Here is a 20,019-nt window from a genome sequence, read left to right on the forward strand (position 1 = left end):
CTCCTGAGGGCCTCGTCTGGGCCGGTTCCGCGTCGCGGAGCCGGCCCTTTCGCCTTTCCTACCCCGATGGAGGGTTGACCCGGGATCTGGGTGGAAATCTTGAGATCATAACAGTTCGTAATCGTCCACTAACTGTCAGCTCATGATCCCCGGGGGTGATGATGATGGACATGCTTCCGCCGTCAGCGTTCATTCGCAGGACACCGACCCCGCCACGGCGGCGGTGGGGGTCGGCGTGCATGGCGCTGGCGCTCGCCGGCGCCATGGGCTTCGGCAGCGGGCTCGGATACTCGGTGGGCCGGACCGTACAGGAGCGGCAGTCGTCGCTGCGGCCACGGGTGGCGGCCATGTCGGTCACGACTGGTGAGGCCGCGCCGTCAGCGCCTGAACAGGTCAACGCGGCGCCGAAGCCCGCTGCCCCTCCAGCTGCCCGCCCAGTTGCCCGTCCGGCTGCTCATCGGGTCGCTCATCGGACCGTTCGGAAGGCTGCCCATCGTGCTGTCGAGCGGAAACATCGCGTCAAGACCGCGAAGACCCGCCATCATGTGAGGGTCGAGCACCGCTCGGCTTGCGTCCGGCTGCAGGGACTCAGGGAACGGCTGTGCAGGACCCTGTTCAAAGAACACTGACCACCGGGGGCCGCCGGGCGAAGAACACGAACTCCAGGCCGGGCCGGTCGGGCGCACCACGCACTTCCGCCACGGTGTATCCATGGGCGACCAGCGCCGCCTCGACCTCGTCACGCTCGCGGAAGCGCAGCGTCGAGTGCGAGGTCAGCACCTGCCCGTCCGAGCCGAAGACGTGCGTCCCGCGGAAGGTCACCAGCGGCCCGCTGACGTCGAGCACGTCGCACCAGCTCTCCACCGCGCCGACGCCCTGAATCTCGGTGACCTTGTGCGTCGCCGCGCGATCCCACCCCTCCCAGGCGCGTTTCGCCGGATCCCGGGTCTCGAACACGAGATGTCCACCGGGCCGCAACGCGTCGTAGACCCCATGTAACGTCCCCTCCCAATCGCGCGGGTCCATGATCGCTTGGGCGACATTTCCCGTCATGGTGGCCAGATCGACCTGCATCGGGGGAAGCGTCGTCGCGTCACCATGGAGCCAGCGCACCCGGTCGCCGTTCGGCTTGGCCCGCGCGACGTCGAGCGACGCGCGGGCCGGGTCGACGCCTATGACGTCGACGCCGCGACCGGCCAGGAGCAGCGCGAATGTCCCCGTCCCGCACCCCACGTCCAGCAGGGTACGGGCACCGAGGTCATCGGCGATGGCCACATACGCGTCCAGATCACCACGGTCGGGTTCGAGCGCGTCATAGATCGCGGCCAGCCGCTCCTTTTCGAACATATCGTCAGCCATCAGGCCACGGTATGCCGCAGAGCGTGGTCGGCTGTACTCAGTTTCCGGCCATCTTCTTGGCGAGCTCCTCAACGGAGTCCGCCTTCACGAGCTGACAGGGCGCGACCGGGCTGCCGGCCTTGGCCAGATAGGGGAGGAACGCCCAGTCCATTCCGGCGTAGTTACCCGGTCGGAACTCCAGGACGAGCGTCTCCTCCGGGCGCATGAAACGTGGGGAGATCACGAAGGTGTCCTTGTTGATCGGCGCGGCGACGTCTCGGGAGCGCCAGTTGTCCGGCTTGTCGAACTCCTTGCGCTGCTGCTCGGTCATGTTCTTGGTGCTCGGCGGGTCGTAGGCCAGGTCCGCGCCGACGAAACGCCCACGGGCGCACTGCTTGTCCGCTTCCGTGAATGTCACGTCGGCCACGATCCCCGCGCTCTTGAGCTTGGCCTCCAGCCCGTCGGGGTCCCGGAACTCCTTGACCGTCACCTGAACGGTGCCGTCGGCGTTCTTCACCACCGCGTACGCCGCACTCGGCGCCCCTGAGACCAACGGCACGGCCACCAGCGCGGCCGCGGCGATGCCCGCGACGGCCAACCCCGCCAGCACGGGACGACGCAACGGCTGCCAGGAGGGCCGACGGCGGGCGGGCGAGGTCGCCACGATCTCCGCGAGGAGGTCCTGGACGCCCTGGCCCATGGAGGGCTTGGCGTACTCGGCGGCCGGATCGATGGCGGACACCATGCGGTCGATCTTGTTCATCGGGTCTCTCCCCTCAGCGCGGTCATCACGGTGACCTCATCCGTCGTGGTCGTGTCGAGCAGCCGAGCCAGTCGTTTGCGGGCCTTATGCAGCCGGAGCCGGGCGGCGGTGCTGCTGCAGCCCAGCACCTTGGCGATCTGCGGGCCGGTCAGCTCCTCCCAGCAAGCCAGGGCGAGCACGTCCCGGTCGGCCGCGTTCAGGGCGGCGAAAGCGGTGCGTACGGCCTCGGTCCGTGGGTCAGCGGCCGTCTGCCCCTGTCCGACGGCCAGTTCGCCACGGAGCCGCGACGCGAGCGCGGTGCGGCGCGACTCGCCGCGCCGGTGATTGGCCAGGACCCGCCGGGCCGCGCCGTACAGCCAGAGCACGGCGGCATCGCCCTCGGGTACGTCATCCAGCCGCCGCCACGCGGCGAGGAAGGTCTCCGCGATCACATCGGCGACGTCGTCCACCGAATCGGTACGACGGATCGCATAGCGATGTACGGCCGGATAACAGGCGAGATAGAGCGCCTCGAAACGATCTCGCGTGTCGGGTGGCACGCGTTGATCCTGCACGGGTGTCTCCTTACCGAAGAATGCCGGAACACCTCACTAGGTGTCCGGCACCTCCGCAAGTGTTTCCACCTGTGCCCGGGGACCCCTTGCGGCTGAATAACAGATAACGGTTGAAGAACGCGGCATGGCGATGCGGTGTGCAGTAGAGCAGCATTGAGGTTGTGGCAGGGATCTCCGTCTGGCGACGGGCGAGTCTGCGTCACGGGCCCTATGTGGCCCGGGCGATGGCCGAGCTGCGCTCCTGGCCGGCTCTGGCGGTCAGCGATACCCGGCGCGGCGTGGCCTTCGCGGTGCGGGGCACCGAGATCCTGCGCCCGTCCGGCCGGGACGAGGTGCACCTGCGTCTGACGGCGGCGGCGATCGACCGGCTCGAACCGCACCTGCGTGTCTGCGGCCAGGTGCACCCCTGCGCCGATCGCGCCTGGGTGGCCGTGGAGGTAGACGCCGAACCCGACCTCGAACTGCTGCTCGCCCTGACCAGCGTGGCGATCAAGGCACACGCCTCATAAACCAGTCGGCGTCAGGCTGCCGCGTGGACCCGGAGACCGGCCTTCCGCCACACCTTGAACAGCCGCCTGGCCGAGCCACCCACCGGCCCGACCGCCTCATAGAGCACCTTCGACGAGACCGGCTCGGCAGTCTCCACGGCGGTCACCGCGTCGTCCGCGTTGGTGATCGTGTGCGTACAGACGCTCAGCAGGTAATCGGGGATCTGCAGGCGCGGATCCGTACAGCCCACCAGCGGAACACCCACCGCGGCGACCACCGGAAACACGGTCCCCGGTATGCCGATGGCGGCCTCGGCCCGCGCCGCCGCCTGGACCGAGGGGACCGAGCTGATCTCGTACCGTTCCCACAGCGAGCGGTCCTCGCGCGGGTGCAGCCCGACCAGGATGTGCTTGCCGGCCGCCGCGAGGCGTTCCGCCGCGGCGAGCAGCAGCTCGGTGCCGGGGGCCGAGCCGCCGGTGCCGCTGGACTTGGTCACGCTGGTGAGCACCAGTACGGTGCCCTCCTCCGGGTGGTGTTTGGGCAGGTCGTCGGTCTGCGGTGTACCCACGACCGTGATCGGGCGGCGCACGCCCAGGTAGTCGTCGTACACCTTCGCCTCGGCGGGCGACGACGCGGTGATCGCCCGCAGCCGCTCGCGGAACTCCTTGGCCCGCGGCGCCTCCACCGGCAGTTGGTAGGCCAGCGAACTGGCGACCAGTGGCAGGGGGCGCAGCCGCGCGGCGCAGTCGGCGGGCCAATCCCCGGCGCCGGTCACCACGAGCAGGTCGGCCTGCGGGATCTCGTCAGGTGTCGCGACCGGGACCGGATCGCCCGGCTTGATCCCTGATCGGTCGGGCACCAGCTGCACCACCTCCCACCCCAGACGCCGCGCCTCGGGCAGCAGCGGAGCCGCGTGATAGGTGCCCCACGGCTCGTTCGTGGCGATCAGTACCCGGGGCCCCGTCGGCCGAGCCGTCGCCGCCCGGGCGGCCGTACCGCCGAGCACGGTGAGCCCGACCCCGGACAGCGCGCCGGTGAGCAGAGCCCGCCGGGACAGGCTGCTAGCGGACATGTCGTTAAATGCCATGGAATCGGAATTTATGGGGTGGTCTGGGCTTATTTGTGAACATAGACCGTCCCCCAGACGAACGAAGCGGCGCAGCAGAACCGGCCTGAGGCTACCGCTTCGCCGAGGCGACGAAGAGCGGCAGCGCCAGGAACATCCGCCCCGCCTGAGCGCGCGCCGTCTGCTCGGCCACCCAGGACGCCTCCTTCGCGGGAGTGATGGCTCCGGCCGTACGGGCGGCCCCCGCGAGCCCGGTGAGCATGGGCAGCAGCATCGCGTCGGTGAAGACGCCCGTGCGCACCTCCAACGCGACGTCCTCGAACCCGGCGTCGAGCAGCAGGTTGCGGTAGGAACGCGCGGCCCGGGGGTTGGTCACCTGGTCGGCGCGCGCGTGGACGATGGTCCGCGTGAGCGCTGGGTCGTCGGAGTCGATGACGAAGGTGTCCCAGTCCTGCCCGATCAGCACGATCCGCCCGCCGGGGGACAGGACCCGCCGCGCCTCCGCCAGCGCCTTGCCCGGGTCGGCGAGCTCGTGGAAGACCTTCTCGGCCCGGTACCCCGCCACACCCCCGTCGGCGACGGGCAGATCGCAGGCGTCGCCCAGCCTGAAGTCGGCGCCCGGCCACCTGTCGCGGGCCGCCGTGAGCATCTGCTCGCTGACGTCCACGCCGATGGCCCGTACGCCACGCTCGGCCAGCTCACCGACCGCCCGCCCGGCGCCGCACCCGACATCCACCACGGCCGATCCGTACGGAAGATCGAGCAGTTCGTACGACCCTGCGCGCAACCTGACAGCGTCCGGCAGGGCGTCGGCGACATCCAGCAGCCGGATGAGTGATTCCTGTTGTTCGGAAGACATGCGGGCAAGCATGCGACTTAATGTCGACATGAAGTCAAGTACCAGCATGAGCAGCGGATGAGTGCTGGACCGGCTCCTACGGCTGGGCCTGCTCGGCCAGGATGCTGGTGATGGCCTGCTCCGCGGTGGTGTGGATGTTCAGGGCCGATGACAGGCCGGTGATTTCAAGGATGCGGGCGGGTGCGCCGCGTACGGCCGCCAGATGGAGTGCGGCACCCTGTTCGCTCAGGGCCGCGTTAAGGCGTATCAGCAGGTGCAGGCCCATGCTGTCGAGGAAGGTCAGCCCGTCCAGGTCGAGCAGCAGCGGCTCGCCGGGCCGGAGCTGCCCGCTGAGGTAGGTCTCCAATTGGGCGGCGTTGGTGGTGTCCACCTCGCCGGTCACGGTGATCAGCACGCCGCTGATCAGGCGCTGGCTGTCCAGGCTCAAAGGGGGCATGGCGGTTCTACGGCCTGCTCAGCAGGCCGCCGACGGCGGCGCGACAGTCATGACGTCCTCTCAGGGCTGGCCGAGTACGGGCGCGATTCCTTCCTTGCATCCGCACTGTAATCCCGAAGACCGATACCGGAAAGACTTTTCCCCATAGGATCTTCTGGGAAGAGAGGGTACAGTCCGCCCCGCAGCCGCTGTTAACCGCCGGGGGCGGAGAAGGTGAAGACCGTGAGCGCATCCGACGACCGTTCGTCCACTTGGACGTTCCTGACCCACCACGCCCGCGTCCTGCTGGAGATCGCCCGCGACCCACAGGCGCGGATGCGCGACATCGCCGCCGGCATCGGCATCACCGAACGCGCCGTGCAAGGCATCGTGACCGACCTGCACCAGGCCGGCTACCTTTCCCGCGACCGAGTCGGCCGCCGCAACCACTACAGCCTCAACCTCGACGAGCACTTCCGCTACCCGACCGAGGCCGGTCTGCCGATCCGGCTGCTGATCGACACGTTCACCCAGCACGACCTGCTCGACCGCCCCACCACTCCACAACCACACGAGTGACGCACGGGTTTCTGGTGGCTAGCGTTCGTCGGCGTCGGCAGGGTAGTCGGCTGAGCGGCTGACGTTGGCGGGGTAGTCGGCCGAGCGGCTGACATCGGCCCATTTCTCGGTTTCGGCGGCGCGGATCTCGGCGGCCTTCTGGACGGAGGCGACGGCGTCGCTGCCGAGGAGGAGCCGTCGAGGTGGGTCGTCGTCCCGGACCACGTCGATAATGATCTTGGCGGCGCGGGCGGGGTCGCCGGGCTGGGTGCCGTCGGTGTCGCGTCGAAAGCGGTGGATGGCCCCCACGGTCTGCTCGTAGTCGGGGCCGACGGGGTGGATCTCCATGGAGGAGCCCTGCCAGTCGGTGCGGAACGCGCCTGGCTCGACGATGATGACCTTGATGCCGAAGGGCGCGACTTCGTTGGCGAGGACTTCGGAGAAGCCTTCGACGGCGAACTTCGCGGTCTGATAGGCGCCCATTCCGGGGGTGCCGCCGACACGTCCTCCGACGGAGGAGAACTGGACGAAGACTCCTGATCCTTGGGTGCGCAGGACGGGCAGGGCGGCCCGGGTGACGTTCACGACGCCGAAGAGGTTGGTCTCGATCTGGGCGCGGAAGTCGTCTTCGGCCATCTCTTCGATCGGTGCGCTGTTGCCGTAGCCGGCGTTGTTGACGACCACGTCGAGGCTGCCGAAGGCGTCGGTGGCCTCCTTGACCGCTCGGGAGGCCGCGGCGGCGTCGGTGACGTCGAGTGCGATCGCTCGTACCCGGTCGCCGTGGCGGGCCACCAGGTCGTCGAGTTGCTTGGGGCTGCGTGCGGTGGCGATGACCTGGTCGCCCGCTTCGAGGACGGCTTCGGTGAGGCGGCGTCCGAGACCGCGTGAGGCGCCAGTGATGAGCCATGTCTTGGCCATGGGTGGTTCCTTTGATCGATTAGCTGTCACATCAATGTAGCACTTACTGACTTAATCTCCGCATAAATGTGACGTAAAGCTATGCCATGTGCTACGCGAGGGGGGTATGTTGGGCAGGTGAGAGCAGACGCGACACGCAACCTGGAACGCGTGCTGAGCACGGGCGCCCGCATGCTCGCAGACGACCCCTCAGCGACCATCGCCGCCATCGCTGCCGAGGCGGGGGTGGACCGCCGCACCGTCTATCGCCGCTTCGCCTCCCGCGAAGACCTCATGGCCGCCGTCTACGGAGCCCGCTACGACGCGGTCGAGCAGGCCATCGAGGCTGCCAGACTGCGCGAGGCCCCGGTCGCGGTCGCGCTGCATCGCTACGTCGAGGGCATCATCGCCGTCAACCGCAAATGGCCCGTGGAAACGAGCCTCATGCTCCGCGAGGTGGCGATCCGTGAGCGCCGCCGCAGTCTGATCGACGAGGTCGACGCCTTCCTGCGGCGCGCCACCGACGAGGGCCTGCTGCGCTCCGACCTGCCGCGCGGCTGGGTGGCCACGGTCCTGCCGCCGCTGATGGAACACGCCGCCGCGAACCTGCCCGAGCTGAGCGCCGCACAGGCCGCCGACGTCGTGGTCGACACCCTGCTGCGCGGCGTCGGCACCCCCCAGGCCCACTGATCCGGCGCGGCGGCTGCTTACCGGGCGCGCAAGAAGAAGTCGCAGACGGCCGACGCGCCCTGACCCCGACGGCTGCTACGGTGATAGACGCTCGTGTTCAGACCTTAGGAGACCAGACATGGCAGGTGACGACGACATCTCCGGGTGATACCGGAGGTTGACCGGCCCCGGCAGGCGCGCATGACCGCCGCCGACGTGGCCCTCGTCGTCGTACCCCCAAACCTGTTCCCTTGCCGGGCCCCATTCGCGCGCGCCCGGGTCTCTTATCGAGGTCTGTCGCATGTCCGATGCGTTCATCATCTGTTCCGGCCTGTCCTTCTCCTGGCCTGACGACACCCCCGTCTTCAACGACCTGTCCTTCACCGTGGGCGGCGGCCGTACCGGCCTCGTCGCCCCGAACGGCGCGGGCAAGAGCACGCTGCTCAAGCTGATCGCCGGCGAGCTGCGGCCCTCGGGCGGCGGCGTCGCCGTCGAGGGGGTGCTCGGCTACCTGCCGCAGAACCTGCCCCTCGTCGGTGAGCCGACCGTGGCGGAGGTGCTCGGCATCGCCCCGGTGATCGCCGCGCTTGACGCCATCGAGTCGGGCGACCCGAGCGAGGAGCACTTCACCACGATCGGCAACGACTGGGACATCGAGGAGCGCACCCGTGCCCAGCTCGACCGGCTCGGCCTCGCGGACATCGGCTTCGACCGGCGCCTGGGCACGCTCAGCGGTGGCCAGGTCGTTTCGCTCGGCCTGACCGCGCAGCTGCTCAGAAGTCCCGAAGTGCTCCTGCTCGACGAGCCGACGAACAACCTCGACCTCGGCGCGCGCCGCAGGCTGTACGACGTACTCGGCGAGTGGACCGGCTGCCTGCTCGTGGTCAGCCACGACCGGGCCCTGCTCGACCGCATGGACCGCATCGCCGAGCTCGACCGGGGCGAGGTCCGCTTCTACGGCGGCGACTTCACCGCGTACGAGGAGGCCGTACGCGCCGAGCGGGAAGCCGCCGAACGGAACGTGCGCAGCGCCGAGCAGGACCTCAAGCGCGAGAAGCGGGAGATGCAGCAGGCTCGCGAGCGGGCCGAGCGCCGGGCGGGCAACGCCGCCCGCAACCTCAAGAACGCCGGGCTGCCGCGCATCTTCGCCGGGAACATGAAACGCGGCGCCCAGGAGTCGGCCGGCCGGGCGGGTCAGATGCACGCCTCCCGGGTCAGCGACGCCCAGGCCCGGCTCGACGAGGCCGGGTGGGCGCTGCGCGACGACCAGAGGATCGCGCTGGAGCTGCCGGGGACGAACGTACCCGCCGGCCGCACGGTCTTCCTCGGCGAACACCTGCGGACTCGCGGCCTGTTCGCCGAGCCGGGCGTCGACCTGACCGTACGCGGCCCCGAGCGCATCGCGCTGAGCGGTCCCAACGGTGCGGGCAAGTCCACCCTGCTGCGCCTGATCAGCGGCGAGCTGGAGCCGGACGGCGGCACGACCAGGCGGGCGGATGGGCGGGTCGCCTACTTGTCGCAGCGACTCGACCTGTTCGACGTCGAGCGCACCGTGGCGGAGAACCTGGCCGCCTTCGCCCCCGGCATGGCGGCGGCGGAGCGGATGAACCTGCTGGCCCGCTTCCTGTTCCGCGGCGCGCGGGCGCACCTGCCGGTGGCGGCGCTGTCCGGCGGCGAACGGCTGCGGGCCACCCTGGCCTGCGTGTTGTACGCCGAGCCCGCGCCTCAGCTCCTGCTGCTCGACGAGCCGACGAACAACCTCGACCTGGTCAGCGTGGCGCAGCTGGAGGGCGCGCTCATCGCGTACCAGGGAGCGTTCGTGGTGGTCAGCCACGACGAACGTTTCCTCACCGAGATCGGCGTACAACGGTGGCTGGAGCTGTCGGACGGCCGTCTCCTGGAGACCGGGGGTCCCGCCGGTGAGTGACGCGCTGCTCGCCCGCGATCTCGTACGGACGCTGGGCACGCGGCGCGTGCTCGCCGGCGTCTCGCTCACCGCCGCGCCCGGCGCCAGGATCGGCCTGATCGGCGAGAACGGCGCGGGCAAGACGACGTTCCTGCGGTTGCTGGCCGGGGTCGACCGGCCCGACTCCGGCGCCGTCGTACGCCCCGCAGACCTCGGCTTCCTGCTCCAGGAGCTGCCCTTCGACGGCCGGGCCACCATCGCCGACGCGCTCGACGACGCCCTGCGCGAGGCGCGCGCGGACCTGGCCGAGCTGGATCGGCTCGCCCGCGTGCTCGCCGCCGCTCCGGACGACGCCGCCCTGCTCGGCGAGTACGGGGAACGGCTGGAGCAGACTCAGGAGCGCGAGTCCTGGGACGCCGACCGGCGCGCCGAGATCGTCCTCGACCGGCTCGGCCTCGGCGGTGTGCCGCACTCCCGTACGCTCACGTCCCTGTCAGGAGGGCAGCGCGCGCGGCTGGCCCTGGCGGCGCTGCTCATCAGACGCCCCGCGGCGCTGCTGCTCGACGAGCCCACCAACCACCTGGACGACGACGCGGCGGTGTTCGTGGAGGAGCAGCTGCGCGGCATGACCGGCGTCGTGGTCGTGGCCAGCCACGACCGGGCGTTCCTGGACGCGGTCTGCACCGATCTGGTCGATCTCGACCCGGCGGTGGACGGACCCGTTCGGTACGGGGGCGGGTACAGCGCGTACCTGGCCGAGAAGCGCGCGGAACGAGCGCGCTGGGAGCGCCGGCACGCGGAGGAGCAGGCGGAACTCGGCGAGCTGCGCGCGGCCGTCGCCGTGACAGCACGGCGGGTGGCGCACGACCGGCCGATGCGCGACAACGACAAGATGGGGTACGGGCACTCCGGGGGCCGGGTGCAGCACCAGATCGCGCGGCGGGTGCGCAATGCCGCCCGCCGACTCGCCCAGCTGGAGCGCGACCAGGTCCCCGCCCCACCGCCCCCACTCCGCTTCAGCCCCCGCACCCTGGTCACGGACGCCGCGAAGGTGGCAGAGGCCGAGGGGGCGGCTCACGCCGTGGGAGCCGCGGAGTCCGCCCGCGCTGCGGAGGCCGCTTACGTCGCCACGAATTTCGCCGAATCCCGCGATCCCCACGACAACGCCTCGCCGCCACTACCGCCACCACCGCCACTGCTGTCACTGCGGGATGTGCGGGTGCCGGGACGGCTCTCGATCGACCACCTCGACGTGTCGCTCGGGGAACGCCTACTGGTCACGGGGGCCAACGGAGTGGGCAAGTCGACGCTCCTGGCCGTGCTGGCCGGCCGGCTGGACGCGGAGGGCAAGGTACGGCGGCGGCCCGGCCTGACCGTCGCGCTACTGGCCCAGGACACCGTCTTCGAGCGGCCGGACAGGACGGTACGGGAGACGTACGAATGGGCACTCGGTCAGGAGCGCGCCGAATCCGTGCCGTTGCGTTCGCTCGGCCTGCTCAGCCCCCGCGACGCGAACCTGCGAGTGAGGGAGCTGTCCGTCGGCCAGCGCCGCCGGCTCGCGCTGGCGCTGCTGGTGGCCGACCCACCCGACGTACTCCTGCTCGACGAGCCCACCAACCACCTTTCACCCCGCCTCTCCGACGAGCTGGAAGAGGCCCTGGGCGCCGACGGCCCCGGCGCGATCGTGATCGCCAGCCACGATCGCTGGCTGCGTGCCCGCTGGCAGGGGCACCACATTCGGCTGCCATGAACGGGCAGCCTCGGGTAACGAGCCACAGACCACCGAAGGACCTAACCTCGTGATCACCACCATCGCCCTGCTCAAGGCCCGTGACGGGCTCAGCCGAAACGAGTTCATCGACTACTACGAGAACCATCACGTCCCCCTCATTCTCAGCCTCGCCCCGCCACCCGACTACTACGTTCGCAACTACCTGCCGGAGGCCGACCAACGCGGCTTCCCCGCTGACTTCGATGTGATGACACACATGAAGTTCGCCGACGAGTCCGCCCGCCGTACCTGGCTCGCCCTCGTGCTCGCTGCGGACTCGGGCGTCGCCGAGGACGAGGCTCGTTTCCTCGACCGCTCCCGGACCCGATCATGGACCGTCGAGGAACGGCCCTGATGGGTCCTATCGACTTCCAGACCTCTGAAGGACGACACGGTCCATCAGGAAGCCCGGACGAACGCGGCGAGCGCCTGCTTGAGCTGGGACGAGAACGGCAGGGGTTCTGTGTAGTGGGCCGCGGTCCGGCTGGGGTCCTCCTTGAGTACGTGGTTGATCCCGGTCAGGCGGACGAATTCGGTGGCGGCGGGGGCCTTCGCCAGCCCGGCGGCCAGGTGCTCGACGTCGTCGCAGCTCACCTGGATGTCCGCATCGCTGCAACTCAGCAGCACCGGGGTGCGCGCCTTGAGCCGGGCCGCCACTTTGGCCGGGTCCTCGCGGTCGATCTCCGACAGGAACTTCGCGTTCGCCGGGGAGAACACGTTCGACAATCCGCCGGGCAGGTTCGCCGCGACCGTTCCGTTGGCACGCAGCGACGCGACAGCCCTGGCCAGGGCGTCCTCGACCTCGGCCGCCTGGGCGGCGGTGATCGTCCCTGCCTCCTGCTGGGCCTTGATCTGGGTGGTGATCTGACCGCTGAGGATGTCGAGGTATCGGCGGCTCAGCGGTTCGAGCAGGCCGAGGCTGTGGACGTGCGTCTTCGATCTCGATTTCGTGGCGAGCAGGAGGGCGAACAGAGCGCCCTCGCTGTGCCCGATGACCGTGAGCCGCCGCTTGTCGGTCCCGGGCCGCCCGGCCAGGAAGTTCAGCGCCGCCGTGGCCTCGTGCTCGAACGGGGCGATGCCGATGTCGGCGATCTTGGACGCGTACGGTCCGAGGCCGGTCTTGCCACTTCCGAGCTTGTCGTAGCGCAGGCTCGCCATGCCGTCGGCGGACAGCAGTCCGGCTAGCGTCTTGTTCGTGTCCATCCCGCTGAGCCCGGTGCTGTTGCCGTCGCGGTCGGTTGGACCACTGCCCGCGATGATCAGAGCCGCCGGGACCTTCGCGCGCGGACGGGCCGGATGGCGCCAGGTGCCGTAAACGGTCATCCCGTCCACCCGGAAGCTCACCTCCTCCTCGACCCAGGCGGGGGCCGTACGGGAAGTGGCGGCCGCGGGGGAGGCGGTTATCCGGGTGGCCGACCCGCTCCCGCACCCGCTCACCAGAAGGGCGAGCGCGCACAGACCGGCGCCCAGACGCGGGGCGCGAACGAACTCACTTAAGAACATCGCAGGGTCCTTCATCTCTTTGATCCGAGTGGTTTACGGAGTGTCGGGACGCCGAAGGAAAAGTCCGGCGACCTTGCCGTCCCCGTCGTAGGCGACGCGGGCGGTCAGGTCGCCCGCCTCGAAGGACAGCGGGATGTCCACGATGGTGTGGTCGCCCGCCTGGTGGGGCACCGGCTCGCCCATGCCTTCGTACGCGCCGACCATGCCGACCGCCTGCGCCCAGGTCGCGGCCAGTTGGTCCGCGCTCAGGCCGGCGGCGACCGTCTCGTCGAAGTCGCGGCGTACTTCCTCCCAGCGGCCGTCGGTCAGGTCCGCGACCAGGGCGGCAGCGCGGTCGGCGGCGCCGGGCAGAATCTTGTCGATCATGGGTGTTCCTGTCCTTGGGTCGAGTGGGCGGCCGAACCGCTGGAACGCCGCCTGCCGGCTGGAGCCGAGCACGTCGCCGATCTCCTGCCAGGTGTGTCCCATCGCGCGTGCTCTGTCGACCGCAGCCCGCATGGCCTGGTCGACGGCCCGCGCGAGATCCCGGGTGGCGACCACCGCGTCCAGCGGGGACGCATCCGGAGCGCTCAGTCGCTCCACCAGCCTCCGGGCTGTGTCCGCCAGGTCGGTCGGCGCCGCCGCTTCCGTCACGTCGTCAATATTTGCTTTACGAGATGAGAATGTCAAGCTCTCATTTACATTCTTGGTACGGTCGCGGATGCGTCGGGCGGCGCTACGGCAGGTGGAGTCGCAGTATTCCTGCTTGCGTCCACGTCCTGCCCTGGAAGGTAGAGGTCTGCCGCAATGCCGGCAGACCTCGGTGCCATGCGGTTCCAGCACGCCGATGCTCCTTAATATCGTGCTGTTTCTATGGCACGTAATAATACTCCCGGACGGCACGAAAAAACCAGAGCCGACGCCGTCAGGCGGCTGGGCGGGGCAGTGTGCAGCCCGGGAGGGACAGGTCCAGCACTGAGCCGGGCGCCAGGCAAGCGGGTACGGCCGCGACCTGCTGCCCGTAATGGGCGCCCTTGCGCACCGTCACGTGGCCGGCCGCGTCCACTTCACACGGATTGTTCTCCGTGCAACTCTTCCCGTCGTCGTTGCTCGTGCTGTGCAGCCCGACCACGGTCTGCCCGTCCGGGGCGATCAGCGGTGACCCCGAGGCGCCGTGCCCCGGTTCGCAGGCGCTGGTGTACGTGAGCGCGTTCTCCTGCTCGTATCCGCCCTCACGCAGCCCGGGCACCACGGCCTTCACCGCGCAGCTCCAGCGGCGGCCCCAGTTGCCGGACAACAGGTCCACCCGGTCGCCGGCCGCGGCCGGGGTCGTGGCGAGGTCGAAGACCTTGGCGTCGGCGGCGGCCAGCTCCGCGTAGGTCCGGTCCAGGCGGTACAGGGCGACGTCGGTGCCGGTCATGGTGGCGTACACCAGCCGGGTCGTCCTGGCCTCGACCTTGGGGTAGCCCTCGCGGTCGGTGATCGTGACCGGCTGGGCGGCCGGCTGATCGACCAGCGCCGACCCCGGCGCGGGGCGGGTGCCCTGGACGCAGTGGCCGTTGGTGAGGAGCAGGGCCGGATCCTCCGCCCGGTCGCTCCCGGTGCGGACCACGGCGCCGGAACAGTCACCGAACTGCGCGGCACCCTCTAGCGACGGCATGTGCGGTTCCGGCGGAACCGCGCTGCCCGTGACGATGCCCCGGATCCACTTCCGATACACCGACACATCGCTGTACACAGTCGGTGTGTCATTGCTGTTGCTGCCGCTGACCGCCCCGGCCAGCAGCCAGCTGCCACCGCGGCGGACCAGTGCCGGGCCACCGGAATCCATGTTGGTGGCCGAGATGCTTCCGTCCAGGCTGCCCACACACAGCTCACGCTTCGCGGTGATACCGCTCACTTCACATGCCGAGTCCGGCCGCACCACGGTGTCGGCCTCGCGCAGGCGGTCCGGATAGCACTTCGGCGCGCGCTCGTCACAGGTCACGCCCCAGCCGATGATGCGGGTCGCGGTTCGGTCGGCCGGCGTGACCGGCGCGATCCGCGCCGGCTTCGCCCGAACCGGGGTACGCAGGTGCAGCAGCGCGACATCCTTGCCGTAGACCTCGGTGGAGTACCGATAGAACTTGTCGACCTCGGCCAGTTCACCGCCGGAGGTCACGCTCAGGGAGCCGATGCGCACCCGCCAGCCCCGAGGGGTGCCGACCGGAGCCTGATTGGGGGTGCGGGAGCAGTGGCTCGCGGTGACCACCCACCGCGGCGCGATCAGCGTGACTCCGCAGACGTGGCCGTCCGCGCGCGGGGATTCGGCACGCTGTAGCGAGCCCATGAACGAGTACGGCCGTACCGACTCGACGCCGCCGCGCAGAGCGAACGACGGGGTCGCGGTCGCCGCCAGCGCGGCCAGCGCCACGGGAACGACAAGAAGAAGACGACTTCGCATTTGCCACACCCTGCGCGGTACAGGTGTCCATGCGGCGGCGGTCACGTATCCGCGGGCGCTTAGAAGCGTATTGAGGATGTATCAGAGGGCTGACACAGAGTCGATACGTAGCCGAGCGGTCGCCGATACGCGACCGCGGCAGCGCGGACATCCGCACCGCGCAGGGTGGCCAACCATGCCCAACACACTTCACCTCCCTCGTACTCGCGTCGCATTCGCGGCCTTCGCCTGCCTCGCGGGCCTGCTGGCCGGTTGCGGCAACGCCAACGGGTCGAGCGGGCCGCCGAACAACTCGTCGGCTTCCGCCGGTACGGCCGACCAGAAGTACACCGAATGGGAGGTCAAGTTCCGGTCGTGCCTGAGTGACAAGGGCTTCGTGCTTCCGAAGGAGGCCGGAAAGATCGACTTCGGCGACCGGCAGGACGCGTACGAGGTGGCGAGGGACGCCTGCATCAAGAAGATCGGCAAGCCGCCCACGGCCTCTGACGACCAGCCCAAGATGTCCGACAAAGAAGCGAAGGAGAAGGAGCTCAGGACCCTCCAGTGCCTCCGCGATCACGGGTACAAGGTCAAAGACCCCGCTCCAGGGCAGGCCGCACAGGTCGAGGTGCCTGAAGGCGTCTCGCAGGACGGCTTGACGGAGTGCTACCGCAAATGACGTCCGGAAAGCCAGAGCGCGCCCCGGGCCGCAGGTGGGGGCTGGCGATCGCATCCCTGGCTGCCATCGCGCTCGGCGCGGTCGCGACCTTGACGGTGATCCGGTCCGGGGACGGCGCTGCCGAGGAGCCCGACCGGAAGCATGTGGCGAACACCGCTCTCGTGGAACGCAGGACGCTCCGAGAGACCATCACCTCGCCCGGATCGCTGAGTTACGGCGCGCCGAGCCGGCTCGACGCCGGCCGCGCCGGCACCATCACCCGCCTGCCGCGCGAAGGCCGCAAGGTGCGGCCCGGCGGTGTGCTGCACTCGATCGACAACCAGCCAGTGGTGCTGCTGCGCGGCCGGCTCCCCGCGTGGCGGGCCTTCGAGAGCGGCATGAGCGACGGTCCGGACGTACGGCAACTGGAGCGGAACCTCAAAACCCTGGGCCACTTCACCGGGCGCCCCGACGCCCATTTCGACTGGTACACGAAGGTCGCGATCCAGCACTGGCAGGACGCCATCGGCGTGAGGCGGACCGGGTCGATCAAGCGCGGGCAGATCGTCTTCGCCCCACACGAAGTGCGCGTCGCGGAGACCGTGGCACAGCTCGGCGACCAGGTCGCGGCGGGTACCGCCGTCGCGAAACTGTCGGGGCTCACGAAGATCGTCACCGCCGAGCTCAAGACCGCGAACCAGGCCGTGGCCAAGGTACGCGGCAAGGTGACCGTGAACCTGCCCGGCGGCAAGGCGACGACCGGCACCATCGCCAAGGTCGGCGCTCCCAGGCAACGGGAGGACGGCGGTGACAAGAAGATCATCGTCCCGGTGACCATCACCCTCGACCACCCTGCGGACGCCGGGTCCCTCCAAGAGGTCTCGGTGTCGATCGACTTTCCCACCGCCAGTCGCGAAGACGTCTTGACCGTGCCCGTCGCCGCCCTCATCGCTCTGCCGGACGGCGGGTACGGCGTCGAGGTGGTCCGCGACTCTGTAACAACCCGGACGGTAACCATCAAGACCGGACTGTTCGCCGGCGGCTCCGTGGAAGTGACCGGCGACGGACTCGACGCGGGGCAGAAAGTCGTGGTCCCAACGCTATGACCGATTCCGTCATCGAACTCGATCAGGTGGTCCGCGACCACGGCAGTCCACCGGTGCGCGCGGTCGACCACGTGTCGCTGTCGGTCGCCCGCGGCGAATTCGTCGCCATCGTCGGCCCCAGCGGCTCGGGCAAGTCGAGCCTGCTCAACATCATCGGCACCCTCGACCGGCCCACGAGCGGACGTACGATCATCGACGGCCATGACGTCGACGCGATGAGCGACGTGGCCCTCTCGGCGCTGCGCGCGTACCGAATCGGGTTCGTCTTCCAGCAGTTCCATCTCGCGGACGGGTTCAGCGCGCTCGACAACGTGGCGGACGGCCTCATCTACACGGGTACGCCCCGCGCCGAGCGGCGGTGCCGGGCGGCGGCGAGCCTCACCCGCGTCGGCTTGGCACACCGCCTCGACCACAAGCCGCACCAGCTGTCCGGCGGCGAACGGCAGCGCGTCGCCATCGCCCGTGCGACGGTGTCCGATCCGACGCTGCTGCTGGCCGACGAGCCCACCGGCAACCTCGACCAGCGCTCTGGCGCGAGCGTGATGGAGCTGCTGCGCGAGCTCAACGCCACGGGCACCACCATCGTCGTGATCACGCACGATGTGCGGCTCGCCGAACGGATCACGCGCCGGATCACCATCCAGGACGGCCACGTCGTCGATGACGCTCAGGGAGCACCGGCATGAGCCGCGGCAGCCAGGCCGAGAGCTGCGGCAACCAGGCTGAGATACGCCGGTCGCGCCTGCTCCGCTCCGATGTCTACCGGTTGGGCGCAGCGGGGCTGAGATCACGGCCCACCCGGGTCGTCCTCTCCGCCCTCGGCATCGCGATCGGCATCGCGGCGATGATCGCCGTCGTGGGCATCTCCACCTCAAGCCGGGCGAGGCTGGACGCCCAGCTGGCGTCGCTGGGCACGAACCTGCTCACCGTCCAGCCCGGTACCTCGCTCACGGGCCAGGACACCACTCTGCCCGCCGAATCCACCGCCAAGGTCGGGCTGATCCGCGGGGTCTCGATCGCCGGAGCGGTCGCGACGCTGCCGGACGTCATGGTGTACCGGAGCAGGCTCATCGACGCGGACAAGTCCAGCGGCCTCATCGTGCAGGTCGCCGACCTCCATGTCCTGGACCTCCTCGACGGCACGCTCCGCCAGGGAACATGGCTCACCAAGGCCACCGCGAACTACCCCACCGTCGTGCTCGGCGCCATCTCCGCCGATCGGCTCGGCATCGTGAGTCCGGGAAGCCAGATCTGGCTCGGCGACACCCAGTTCACGGTCATCGGGATACTCGACCCCCTGCCTCTCGCCCCAGAACTGGACACCTCCGCGTTCATCGGTGAGGCGTACGCCGCCGCGCGGTTCGACTGGGACGGCAAACCGACCACCATTTTCGAGCGGTCGGCCGATGCGGAGGTGGAAACAGTGCGCGAGCTCCTGCCGCGCACGGTGAACCCGGAGAATCCCGAGAACACGCGTGTTTCGCGGCCCTCCGACGCGCTGGCGGCGAAGAACGCCGCCGATCTCGCGTTCACCGGCCTGCTGGTCGGCCTGGGCTCCGTCGCGCTGCTCGTCGGCGGGATCGGCGTCGCCAACACCATGGTGATCTCCGTACTCGAACGCCGCAGGGAGATCGGGCTACGGCGAGCCCTCGGCGCCACCCAAGGCCACATCCGTACCCAATTCCTGGCAGAAGCCCTCCTGCTGTCCGCACTCGGCGGACTTGCCGGGACCGTCATCGGGTTCGGCGCCATCGCGGTGTTCGCCGTGACGAACGGCTGGCCCATCTCGGTGCCTCCCGCCGTGTTCGCCGGGGGCATCGGCGCGACCATGCTGATCGGCGTGGTCGCCGGCCTCTATCCGGCGATCCGCGCGTCGAAGACGCCGCCGACAGCCGCCCTGAACGGTTGATCGGACCGGCGGCAGAAGACCGTCGTGAACCTCCTCATCGGTGACTCTCCGAGAGGCGGCTCCAGGGACGTGGTGTCTGTCCGCCGGACCGCCTCGCATCATGGCCGCCGGGTGGTGGCCCCAGGACGGCTGTTAACGCTCACACGTCTTCTTCTCGGTCGCGGGTCCTTTTCTGTCAGATGGCCGTGGTGACAGGTCGGAGCCAATACGAGACGAAGTGGCGACGTCAAGGACGGCACCTCGCGCCCACGGCGGGGCGGCGGACAGGCGTGCGGCTCATCAGGCGTTATCAGGGGTCGCCGCCCGTGACGGCGAGAGCGTCACTCTGAAACTTTCGCCAAAACCTTGACACATTTCGGGATGGTTTCCAGACTGTGGCCCAAGGCGGCCTCCTCCTGCTCGTGGTGGTGCGCGGTGGGGACCGCCGTTCGCGATGCCCTGGTGGTGTGCGTTCCCTGATCACGGGACGCGGCGTCGATCGTGCGGGATGACCCCCGCGTGTCCGCTTTCTCGTGATTCAGTCTGGAGCAGCCAGTCATGGGGATCAAAGCCATACTTCCGCCGCGGCCTCTCAGGAGCCCGCGGGTTCTGATCGCCGCCGCCGTCGGCGTACTCGGCGTGGTCACCGCGGTGATCGTACCGACCACGCCGGCCGGAGCGGCGGCGAGTACGCTCGGCGCGGCCGCCGCGCAGAGCGGGCGATACTTCGGCACCGCCATCAGCGCGGGCCGGCTCGGCGACTCGCAGTACACCACGATCGCCGGCCGCGAGTTCAACATGGTGACGGCCGAGAACGAGATGAAGATCGACGCCACCGAGCCGAACCGGGGCCAGTTCAACTTCGCCAACGGCGACCGCGTCTACAACTGGGCCGTGCAGAACGGCAAGCGGGTGCGCGGGCACACGCTGGCCTGGCACGGCCAGCAACCCGGATGGATGCAGTCGCTGTCGGGCGGCAGCCTGCGCCAGGCCATGATCGACCACATCAACGGCGTCATGGCCCACTACAAAGGCAAGATCTACGCCTGGGACGTGGTCAACGAAGCCTACGCCGACAGCGGAGGCGGGCGGCGCGACTCCAACCTGCAGCGCACCGGCAACGACTGGATCGAGGTCGCCTTCCGCACCGCGCGCGCCGCCGACCCCAACGCCAAGCT

At 69.6% G+C, this 20,019-nt stretch carries 21 protein-coding genes; 11 read left to right on the plus strand and 10 right to left on the minus strand.

Annotated elements, in window-relative coordinates; genetic code table 11:
• Positions 1-615: 615 nt before the first annotated feature.
• Genes ACIBO2_RS21330 through ACIBO2_RS21340 form a run of 3 tightly spaced genes read right to left on the minus strand, consistent with a single transcriptional unit; the run spans position 616 to position 2,655 of the window.
• The gene (locus tag ACIBO2_RS21330) at positions 616-1,359 is read right to left on the minus strand and encodes a class I SAM-dependent methyltransferase (protein WP_397298545.1); all 744 of its coding nucleotides are present in this window, start codon (positions 1,357-1,359) and stop codon (positions 616-618) included.
• Positions 1,360-1,396: 37 nt separating this feature from the next.
• Positions 1,397-2,101 carry a hypothetical protein gene (locus tag ACIBO2_RS21335; RefSeq protein ID WP_358550342.1) on the minus strand — a complete coding sequence of 235 codons (705 nt, stop codon included), beginning with the start codon at positions 2,099-2,101 and terminating at the stop codon, positions 1,397-1,399.
• On the minus strand, positions 2,098-2,655 hold the full coding sequence (locus tag ACIBO2_RS21340) for an RNA polymerase sigma factor (RefSeq protein ID WP_358550344.1): 558 nt from the start codon (positions 2,653-2,655) through the stop codon (positions 2,098-2,100). The genes ACIBO2_RS21335 and ACIBO2_RS21340 overlap by 4 nt, the downstream gene beginning before the upstream one ends.
• Positions 2,656-2,816: 161 nt before the next feature.
• Here ACIBO2_RS21340 and ACIBO2_RS21345 point away from each other — a divergent pair, with 161 nt between their 5' ends.
• Positions 2,817-3,164, plus strand: a complete 348-nt coding sequence (locus ACIBO2_RS21345; RefSeq protein WP_358550346.1) for a luciferase family protein — start codon at positions 2,817-2,819, stop codon at positions 3,162-3,164.
• Between the two features lie 11 nt (positions 3,165-3,175).
• Here ACIBO2_RS21345 and ACIBO2_RS21350 read toward each other — a convergent pair whose 3' ends face one another.
• The 3 genes from ACIBO2_RS21350 to ACIBO2_RS21360 all read right to left on the minus strand — a co-directional run bounded on the left by ACIBO2_RS21350 (position 3,176) and on the right by ACIBO2_RS21360 (position 5,505).
• On the minus strand, positions 3,176-4,216 hold the full coding sequence (locus tag ACIBO2_RS21350; protein ID WP_358550348.1) for a hypothetical protein: 1,041 nt from the start codon (positions 4,214-4,216) through the stop codon (positions 3,176-3,178).
• Positions 4,217-4,322: 106 nt separating this feature from the next.
• Positions 4,323-5,069 (minus strand): methyltransferase domain-containing protein, encoded by a 747-nt coding sequence (locus tag ACIBO2_RS21355; protein WP_397298548.1) that lies wholly within the window; start codon positions 5,067-5,069, stop codon positions 4,323-4,325.
• Between the two features lie 76 nt (positions 5,070-5,145).
• Complete coding sequence (locus ACIBO2_RS21360) at positions 5,146-5,505, minus strand: STAS domain-containing protein (protein ID WP_358550352.1); 360 nt, start codon at positions 5,503-5,505, stop codon at positions 5,146-5,148.
• Positions 5,506-5,727: 222 nt separating this feature from the next.
• Here ACIBO2_RS21360 and ACIBO2_RS21365 point away from each other — a divergent pair, with 222 nt between their 5' ends.
• Complete coding sequence (locus ACIBO2_RS21365; RefSeq protein WP_358550354.1) at positions 5,728-6,063, plus strand: helix-turn-helix domain-containing protein; 336 nt, start codon at positions 5,728-5,730, stop codon at positions 6,061-6,063.
• 18 nt (positions 6,064-6,081) lie between these two features.
• Here the strand turns inward: ACIBO2_RS21365 and ACIBO2_RS21370 are convergent, their stop codons facing one another.
• Positions 6,082-6,960, minus strand: coding sequence for an oxidoreductase (locus ACIBO2_RS21370; protein ID WP_358550356.1), 879 nt, complete (start codon positions 6,958-6,960; stop codon positions 6,082-6,084).
• A 117-nt stretch (positions 6,961-7,077) separates the two neighbouring features.
• On the opposite strand from ACIBO2_RS21370, the gene ACIBO2_RS21375 reads away from it, so the two are divergent.
• From ACIBO2_RS21375 to ACIBO2_RS21390, 4 genes are all read left to right on the plus strand, one after another.
• On the plus strand, positions 7,078-7,629 hold the full coding sequence (locus tag ACIBO2_RS21375; protein ID WP_358550358.1) for a TetR family transcriptional regulator: 552 nt from the start codon (positions 7,078-7,080) through the stop codon (positions 7,627-7,629).
• 280 nt (positions 7,630-7,909) lie between these two features.
• The gene (locus ACIBO2_RS21380) at positions 7,910-9,535 is read left to right on the plus strand and encodes an ABC-F family ATP-binding cassette domain-containing protein (RefSeq protein WP_397298552.1); all 1,626 of its coding nucleotides are present in this window, start codon (positions 7,910-7,912) and stop codon (positions 9,533-9,535) included.
• A complete protein-coding gene (locus ACIBO2_RS21385) occupies positions 9,528-11,264 on the plus strand; it encodes an ATP-binding cassette domain-containing protein (RefSeq protein ID WP_358550362.1) in 1,737 nt (578 codons plus the stop codon). Before ACIBO2_RS21380 ends, ACIBO2_RS21385 begins: the two co-directional genes overlap by 8 nt.
• 49 nt (positions 11,265-11,313) lie before the next feature.
• Positions 11,314-11,640, plus strand: a complete 327-nt coding sequence (locus ACIBO2_RS21390) for an EthD domain-containing protein (RefSeq protein ID WP_397298554.1) — start codon at positions 11,314-11,316, stop codon at positions 11,638-11,640.
• A 44-nt stretch (positions 11,641-11,684) separates the two neighbouring features.
• Here the strand turns inward: ACIBO2_RS21390 and ACIBO2_RS21395 are convergent, their stop codons facing one another.
• The 3 genes from ACIBO2_RS21395 to ACIBO2_RS21405 form a co-directional block, all read right to left on the minus strand.
• On the minus strand, positions 11,685-12,788 hold the full coding sequence (locus tag ACIBO2_RS21395; RefSeq protein ID WP_397298556.1) for an alpha/beta hydrolase family protein: 1,104 nt from the start codon (positions 12,786-12,788) through the stop codon (positions 11,685-11,687).
• A gap of 33 nt (positions 12,789-12,821) precedes the next feature.
• Positions 12,822-13,421, minus strand: a complete 600-nt coding sequence (locus ACIBO2_RS21400; protein ID WP_397298558.1) for a DUF3887 domain-containing protein — start codon at positions 13,419-13,421, stop codon at positions 12,822-12,824.
• Positions 13,422-13,692: 271 nt separating this feature from the next.
• Positions 13,693-15,210, minus strand: a complete 1,518-nt coding sequence (locus ACIBO2_RS21405; RefSeq protein WP_397298560.1) for a trypsin-like serine protease — start codon at positions 15,208-15,210, stop codon at positions 13,693-13,695.
• A gap of 175 nt (positions 15,211-15,385) precedes the next feature.
• On the opposite strand from ACIBO2_RS21405, the gene ACIBO2_RS21410 reads away from it, so the two are divergent.
• The 5 genes from ACIBO2_RS21410 to ACIBO2_RS21430 all read left to right on the plus strand — a co-directional run.
• On the plus strand, positions 15,386-15,868 hold the full coding sequence (locus ACIBO2_RS21410) for a hypothetical protein (RefSeq protein ID WP_397298562.1): 483 nt from the start codon (positions 15,386-15,388) through the stop codon (positions 15,866-15,868).
• Positions 15,865-16,953 carry a peptidoglycan-binding protein gene (locus ACIBO2_RS21415; protein WP_358550374.1) on the plus strand — a complete coding sequence of 363 codons (1,089 nt, stop codon included), beginning with the start codon at positions 15,865-15,867 and terminating at the stop codon, positions 16,951-16,953. Before ACIBO2_RS21410 ends, ACIBO2_RS21415 begins: the two co-directional genes overlap by 4 nt.
• Positions 16,950-17,639, plus strand: a complete 690-nt coding sequence (locus ACIBO2_RS21420; protein WP_397298564.1) for an ABC transporter ATP-binding protein — start codon at positions 16,950-16,952, stop codon at positions 17,637-17,639. Before ACIBO2_RS21415 ends, ACIBO2_RS21420 begins: the two co-directional genes overlap by 4 nt.
• The gene (locus ACIBO2_RS21425; protein ID WP_358550378.1) at positions 17,636-18,862 is read left to right on the plus strand and encodes an ABC transporter permease; all 1,227 of its coding nucleotides are present in this window, start codon (positions 17,636-17,638) and stop codon (positions 18,860-18,862) included. The genes ACIBO2_RS21420 and ACIBO2_RS21425 overlap by 4 nt, the downstream gene beginning before the upstream one ends.
• Before the next feature lie 537 nt (positions 18,863-19,399).
• The coding region (locus ACIBO2_RS21430) for an endo-1,4-beta-xylanase (RefSeq protein WP_358550380.1) at positions 19,400-20,019 on the plus strand (620 nt) is incomplete at its 3' end.

The organism is Nonomuraea sp. NPDC050022, assembly GCF_044460705.1.
Taxonomy (GTDB): Bacteria; Actinomycetota; Actinomycetes; order Streptosporangiales; family Streptosporangiaceae; genus Nonomuraea.

What these genes read in the sequence shown, in the direction of transcription:
- ACIBO2_RS21330 (WP_397298545.1), bottom strand. Translation starts at nt 1,359, where the DNA reads ATGGCTGACGATATGTTCGAAAAGGAGCGGCTGGCCGCGATCTATGAC.
- ACIBO2_RS21335 (WP_358550342.1), bottom strand. Translation starts at nt 2,101, where the DNA reads ATGAACAAGATCGACCGCATGGTGTCCGCCATCGATCCGGCCGCCGAG.
- ACIBO2_RS21350 (WP_358550348.1), bottom strand. Translation starts at nt 4,216, where the DNA reads ATGTCCGCTAGCAGCCTGTCCCGGCGGGCTCTGCTCACCGGCGCGCTG.
- ACIBO2_RS21355 (WP_397298548.1), bottom strand. Translation starts at nt 5,069, where the DNA reads ATGTCTTCCGAACAACAGGAATCACTCATCCGGCTGCTGGATGTCGCC.
- ACIBO2_RS21360 (WP_358550352.1), bottom strand. Translation starts at nt 5,505, where the DNA reads ATGCCCCCTTTGAGCCTGGACAGCCAGCGCCTGATCAGCGGCGTGCTG.
- ACIBO2_RS21370 (WP_358550356.1), bottom strand. Translation starts at nt 6,960, where the DNA reads ATGGCCAAGACATGGCTCATCACTGGCGCCTCACGCGGTCTCGGACGC.
- ACIBO2_RS21380 (WP_397298552.1), top strand. Translation starts at nt 7,910, where the DNA reads ATGTCCGATGCGTTCATCATCTGTTCCGGCCTGTCCTTCTCCTGGCCT.
- ACIBO2_RS21395 (WP_397298556.1), bottom strand. Translation starts at nt 12,788, where the DNA reads ATGTTCTTAAGTGAGTTCGTTCGCGCCCCGCGTCTGGGCGCCGGTCTG.
- ACIBO2_RS21405 (WP_397298560.1), bottom strand. Translation starts at nt 15,210, where the DNA reads ATGCGAAGTCGTCTTCTTCTTGTCGTTCCCGTGGCGCTGGCCGCGCTG.
- ACIBO2_RS21410 (WP_397298562.1), top strand. Translation starts at nt 15,386, where the DNA reads ATGCCCAACACACTTCACCTCCCTCGTACTCGCGTCGCATTCGCGGCC.
- ACIBO2_RS21415 (WP_358550374.1), top strand. Translation starts at nt 15,865, where the DNA reads ATGACGTCCGGAAAGCCAGAGCGCGCCCCGGGCCGCAGGTGGGGGCTG.
- ACIBO2_RS21420 (WP_397298564.1), top strand. Translation starts at nt 16,950, where the DNA reads ATGACCGATTCCGTCATCGAACTCGATCAGGTGGTCCGCGACCACGGC.
- ACIBO2_RS21425 (WP_358550378.1), top strand. Translation starts at nt 17,636, where the DNA reads ATGAGCCGCGGCAGCCAGGCCGAGAGCTGCGGCAACCAGGCTGAGATA.